Here is a 4,710-nt window from a genome sequence, read left to right as displayed (position 1 = left end):
GCGGCGCTGGCCGATGCGGTGTATGGCGCCATCGGCGCCTTCGGCGTGGTGGCCGTCACCCAGTGGCTGATCGGCGCGCGCGGCTGGCTGCACGGGCTGGGCGCGCTGTTCCTGGCCTTCATCGCCTGGCGCACCTGGCGGCAGCCGGTGGCCAGTGCGCGTGCGGTGGCGCCGGGCCGGGCGGCGCTGCTCAGGCAGCTGGCGGGCACCTTCGTGCTCACGCTGTCCAACCCCGGCACCATCGTCTCGTTCGTCGCGGTGTTCGGCATGCTGGCCGGACGCAGCGCGGCACCGGCTTCGCCCTGGGTGATGGTGGGCGGTGTGCTGGTGGGCTCGGCCTTGTGGTGGTTGCTGCTGGCCGCGGTGGTGGGCCGGCTGCGCAGCCGCTTCGATGCGCGCTGGCAGCGCCGGGTCAACCAGGCTTCGGCGCTGCTGCTGGGCGGCTTCGCGCTGTGGCAGCTGGCCAGCCTGCTGGGGCTGGCCGGTACTTGAGTCCGCTTACTTCTTGGCGGCGGCGGCCGCCACGCGGGCGGCGGTGTCGGCCTTGCGGTCGGCGTCCACGCGCTGCACCGAAGGGCGCTCGCCCATCAGCTTGACGTAGCTCTTCCAGTCCAGGCCGTGCTTTTGCAGCAGGTCTTCGCCGTACACCGCCTTGGTGGACATGGCCACCAGCGGCAGGTTGGTGTAGGCCGCGCAGTCGGCCATGGTGAACTGGCTGCCGGCCACGTAGGGCTTGAACGAGGTCAGCCGCATCAGCGCCGGGATGTGGCGGTCCAGCTTCTGCTTCACGCGGGCCTGCGTCTCGTCGCTCACGGTGCCGCCGAAGAAGGCCTGGCCGTACAGCTCGCGCGCCACCAGCTCCAGATGCAGGTCCAGGAAGGTGATCAGCTCATGCTGCTTGGCGCGGCCGAAGGCATCGGCCGGCAGCAGCGCGGGCGTGGGGTATTCGGCTTCCAGCCAGTCGACGATGACCTGGCTTTCGCACAGCGTGCCGCGCTCGGTGCGGATGAAGGGCACCTTGCCCAGCGGTGAGGCGGACAGCACGGCTTCTTCCTGGCAGCCGGTGTTGACGTACTCCTCGGTGAACGGAATGCCTTTTTCCAGCAGGGCCAGCTTGACCTTGTTGTAGTAGTTGGACACCGAAAAGCCGCACAGCGTGATCATGGTTCGTCTCCTGTCTTGTAAAGGGGCGCCTGCTATTTTCGGTTGACCAGCACCAGGCCCAGCACCACGGTGGCCAGGGCCAGCAGCAGGCGCGGGGTCAGCGGCTCGTTCAGCACCAGCGCGCCGGCCACCAAGCCCGAGATGGGCGTGAGCAGCGTGAACGACGCGATGCGCGTGGCCGCATAGTGGCGCACCAGCCAGAACCACACCAGGTAGCTGGCGAAGGTGACGATCACCGTCTGGAACAGCAGCGCACCCCACGATAGCGCCGCTACTTGCTGCGGCCACGTCTCGTGCGCGACAGGCGCGGCAATGCCCAGCAGCAGCGCCGACAGGCCCAGCTGATAGAGCAGGGTTTTTTCGGGCGCGGCGCTGGCCAGCCGCGTGCTGCGGATGGACAGCGTGGTGGCGCCCCACACCAGCGCCGCAGCCACGCCGCAGGCATCGCCCAGCCATTGCCGATCGCCGGCGGTGGGCTGGCCGAAGCCTTCGGCAAAAGCCGCGGCCACGCCGCCGAACGCGATGGCCAGACCCACGAACTGCAGCGGCTTGAGCTTCTCGGACCGCGCGACGAAGGGCATGCCCAGCGCCACCACGAAGGGTGCCAGGTAGATGAACACCACCATGCGCGAAGCGGTGGTGAATTGCAGCCCGAAGAAGATGAGCCCGAACTCCAGCGCGAACAAGGCCCCGGCCAGCAGCCCGCCGCGCAGGGTGCCGTCGCGCGTGAACAGCGCAATGCCACGCAGCCGCGCCCAGGTCAGCACCAGCAGCGCCGCTCCGGCCGAGCGCAGCGCCGCCTGGGTGAAGGGCGGAAAGTCGGCCAGCGCCACCTTGGTGGCCACCTGGTTCAGGCCCCACAGCACGCAGCAGCCCAGCAGCAGCGAGACGGCCAAGCCGTCCAGCGTGGTTCTTCGTTCGGTCGTCGGCATTTCTGCGGCAAAGGCGTCAGTGTGCCGGGTTGTCGTCGGCGGCCGCCAGTTCGGACCTCAGTGCGGGGCTGGCCACCTCGTCCAGCACGCGAAAAGCGCGCGCCAACTGGTCCATCAGGCGGCCTGGCGCGCCGTGTGCTTCGAAGCGCTCGCGCCACCCTGCCACCGTGGTCACCACCCGGGCCATCAGGGCAATGGCCTCGGGGCGCTGGAGGTCGAACTGTGCGTACTTCGACATCGCGTTGTCGAGCGTGGCCAGCTTCCCCTGCAGGCCCACTTCCAGGTGCAGGAAGCGCTCCTGCGCGATCGCCGGCCGTGGCACCACGTCATACAGCGGGCTCAGCCGCCAGCCACCGGCACGCGGGTCCCACACGAACCCGTGGTTGCGCAGATGGTCGTCGTCGTTGCTCGCCAGGATGTTGAACACCATGCGGGAAAACAGCTCCTTGTTGTTCTGCCGGATGAACGACGGATGTACCTGCCGGCGGATCGCATGGGCGATGTCGGCGTAGCCCTTGGTGCGAGACGCCATCTCGTCGCACGCCACCATCGTGAGGGCGCTGGCGAAAGGCAGCCGCCATTCATGTCGGGCCGTGTCCGTGGGCAGCGTGGCGTGCAAGGCCAGGTCAGCGGGCAGTTGCGCCGGGCCGCCGCGCAGCGCGTCGTCGTCGATCCAGTACCGGTCGAACCTGCGGATGAGCAGCGTGTGCTTGCCGCCCAGGTCCACCACCTTGCTGGCGGGCACCGTCATGCCGCAAGCCTCGGCCAGGCGCAGGGTGGCATGCTCGGCGGTTGCCACATCGAAGGTGTCGCCTCTGCTGGCAAATTTGGCCAGCCACAGCAGGCCATCGCTGTCGCGCACCGAAGCCTTGGGCCGTGCGCCGCCCGCGCCGGGGCTGGAGCCGAAGAGGTCGGTCAGCCTTGTAGGCACCGGCTCGCCCAGCTCGATGCGCTCTGCCGCTTCAAGCAGGTATTGCAGGGCCTTCACCTCGGACACGCCGGCGGACGCCCGGTCCGTCAGCTGGCGCCGCACGTCCAGGGCGCCCACACGCTCGCTCCCGGCCTCCAGCAGGTAGGTCGACTCCGGCAGGCTGTTCGCCGGCACCTTGAACTTCGCTTCGATGACGCGTCGACCCCAGGCATCAGGGGCGGCGTCGCGCAGCCCGCCAAACAGCGGCAGGCCGTTGACCGGCACCAGCGACTTCTCGCGCACCTGGGCCTTGTCGGCCAACGCGAGGCTGACCGGGTCGACCTCGATGGCCTGTGATCGCTGAAGATAGCGGGTGCCATAGGAAAAGCTGGACGCTTCGACCCCCAGGGGTGTTTCGGTCAAGGTGAGGATGCCTGCGGGCACGAACTCACCCAGGAGGTGGGCGAACACATAAAGCTCTGTGGCCATCACAGCGCGGGCAGGCACGGCGCTGAGGGGAGTGCCATGGCTCAGAAATCCAGCTTGCGGCGCTCTTCAGCGCTGAGTTCACGGACGCGTTGGCGCCTTTCCGAAGCCGTCAGCGCAAGAAGAGACGGGTCTTTGCCTTCGACAAGCCGCGCCAACGTCATGCCAGGCGCGATCGCGCCGAGGTAGCGAATCACCTGGCCCAAGGTGCGGCCGGGGTCGCCGCGCTCAATCTTGCTGGCGGTGGGGCGCGACAGCCCTGCGCGCAGTGCGGCGTCTTGCTGACGAATCCGTCGCGCCAGCCGCAGCCGAGAGATTGCCTCACCCAGCTGAACCGTCTGGGCGAGTTGCTCGGTGCTGAGCAGAATGCTTTCGTCTTTCTTCATGCAAACAATCGCTGTCGCTAAATCTATAAAGGCAAGGATTGTTTTCATGATCGCGGCAGCAGCGACGCCAGTCAAGCCAACAAACCTTGACTCAAAGCATGGATGGTCAACGTCTGTTGGCTTTACTCATCATCTCGTCCATGAGCGGTGTGGCTCCATGCTCGGGTCACCCACAACGCCATCCCGGCGCACAGCAGCGCCGCCGCCACCCCAGTGGCATGCGCGATCGGCGCGATCGGGATGTCCCAGCCGGCCACCGCCTGCACCGGTCCGCGCCAGGGGGCCTCGCGCCAGAGCTTGACGGCCACACCGGCCAGCACGCCCCAGCCGATCAGGCGCTCGTGGCCTTCACCCCGCAGCGCCACGTACAGCGCGGCCGCTGCGGCGCCGCCGTGCAGCACGCCTGACAAGCCCGCATAGTGCTGCAGCGCCGGCTGGAACCACAGCAGCACATGGCCCAGCGGCCAGGCCAGCAGCCAGGCCAGCGCGATCCACCACGGCACGCGGGCGATCAGCCCGAAGGCGGTGACCACCACGCAGCCCAGCAGGTTGGCCAGCAGATGGCGGGTGCTCAGGTGCACGAAGGCGGCGCTGAAGGCCCGCCAGGGCTCGGCGCTGGCCAGCGCGGGCTGCCAGTCGAGCAGCGTGCGCGGGTACTGCGTGCCCACCAGCGCGCCCCCGGCCAGCACCAGCCCCAGCAGCAGCCAGGCCACGCCGGGGCGTGTCAGTGCCACCTCAGTCCCGCCGGGCCGCCCCAAGGGACTGAGCTCCCCCTCGGGGGGACGCGAGCGCAGCGAGCTAGGGGGCACCACGTCACCCTTGCAGCACGTGC

At 68.8% G+C, this 4,710-nt stretch carries 6 protein-coding genes; 1 reads left to right on the top strand and 5 read right to left on the bottom strand.

The window, feature by feature from the left end; translation table 11 throughout:
- On the top strand, positions 1 to 492 hold a 492-nt coding region (locus tag ABNT58_RS23195), incomplete at its 5' end, for a LysE family transporter (RefSeq protein ID WP_348755764.1).
- A gap of 6 nt (positions 493 to 498) precedes the next feature.
- Here the strand turns inward: ABNT58_RS23195 and ABNT58_RS23190 are convergent.
- The 5 genes from ABNT58_RS23190 to rrtA form a co-directional block, all read right to left on the bottom strand.
- Positions 499 to 1,164 (bottom strand): glutathione S-transferase, encoded by a 666-nt coding sequence (locus tag ABNT58_RS23190; protein WP_348755763.1) that lies wholly within the window; start codon positions 1,162 to 1,164, stop codon positions 499 to 501.
- A 32-nt stretch (positions 1,165 to 1,196) separates the two neighbouring features.
- Positions 1,197 to 2,096, bottom strand: coding sequence for a DMT family transporter (locus ABNT58_RS23185; RefSeq protein WP_348755762.1), 900 nt, complete (start codon positions 2,094 to 2,096; stop codon positions 1,197 to 1,199).
- A gap of 16 nt (positions 2,097 to 2,112) precedes the next feature.
- Positions 2,113 to 3,477 (bottom strand): HipA domain-containing protein, encoded by a 1,365-nt coding sequence (locus ABNT58_RS23180; protein ID WP_348755761.1) that lies wholly within the window; start codon positions 3,475 to 3,477, stop codon positions 2,113 to 2,115.
- Positions 3,478 to 3,536: 59 nt separating this feature from the next.
- Entirely contained in the window at positions 3,537 to 3,878 is a 342-nt protein-coding gene (locus ABNT58_RS23175; protein ID WP_348755760.1) for a helix-turn-helix transcriptional regulator, read from the bottom strand.
- A gap of 122 nt (positions 3,879 to 4,000) precedes the next feature.
- Complete coding sequence (rrtA, locus tag ABNT58_RS23170) at positions 4,001 to 4,612, bottom strand: rhombosortase (RefSeq protein WP_348755759.1); 612 nt, start codon at positions 4,610 to 4,612, stop codon at positions 4,001 to 4,003.
- Between the last annotated feature and the right edge of the window lie 98 nt (positions 4,613 to 4,710).

Source organism: uncultured Aquincola sp. (assembly GCF_964001545.1).
Taxonomy (GTDB): domain Bacteria; phylum Pseudomonadota; class Gammaproteobacteria; order Burkholderiales; family Burkholderiaceae_C; genus Aquincola.
Note: the sequence above shows the minus strand (reverse complement) of the source record. Positions and strands in the feature narration are given on the sequence as shown.

Coding starts and splice junctions, on each gene's coding strand:
- ABNT58_RS23190 (WP_348755763.1), bottom strand. CDS start 1,164: ATGATCACGCTGTGCGGCTTTTCGGTGTCCAACTACTACAACAAGGTC.
- ABNT58_RS23185 (WP_348755762.1), bottom strand. CDS start 2,096: ATGCCGACGACCGAACGAAGAACCACGCTGGACGGCTTGGCCGTCTCG.
- ABNT58_RS23175 (WP_348755760.1), bottom strand. CDS start 3,878: ATGAAGAAAGACGAAAGCATTCTGCTCAGCACCGAGCAACTCGCCCAG.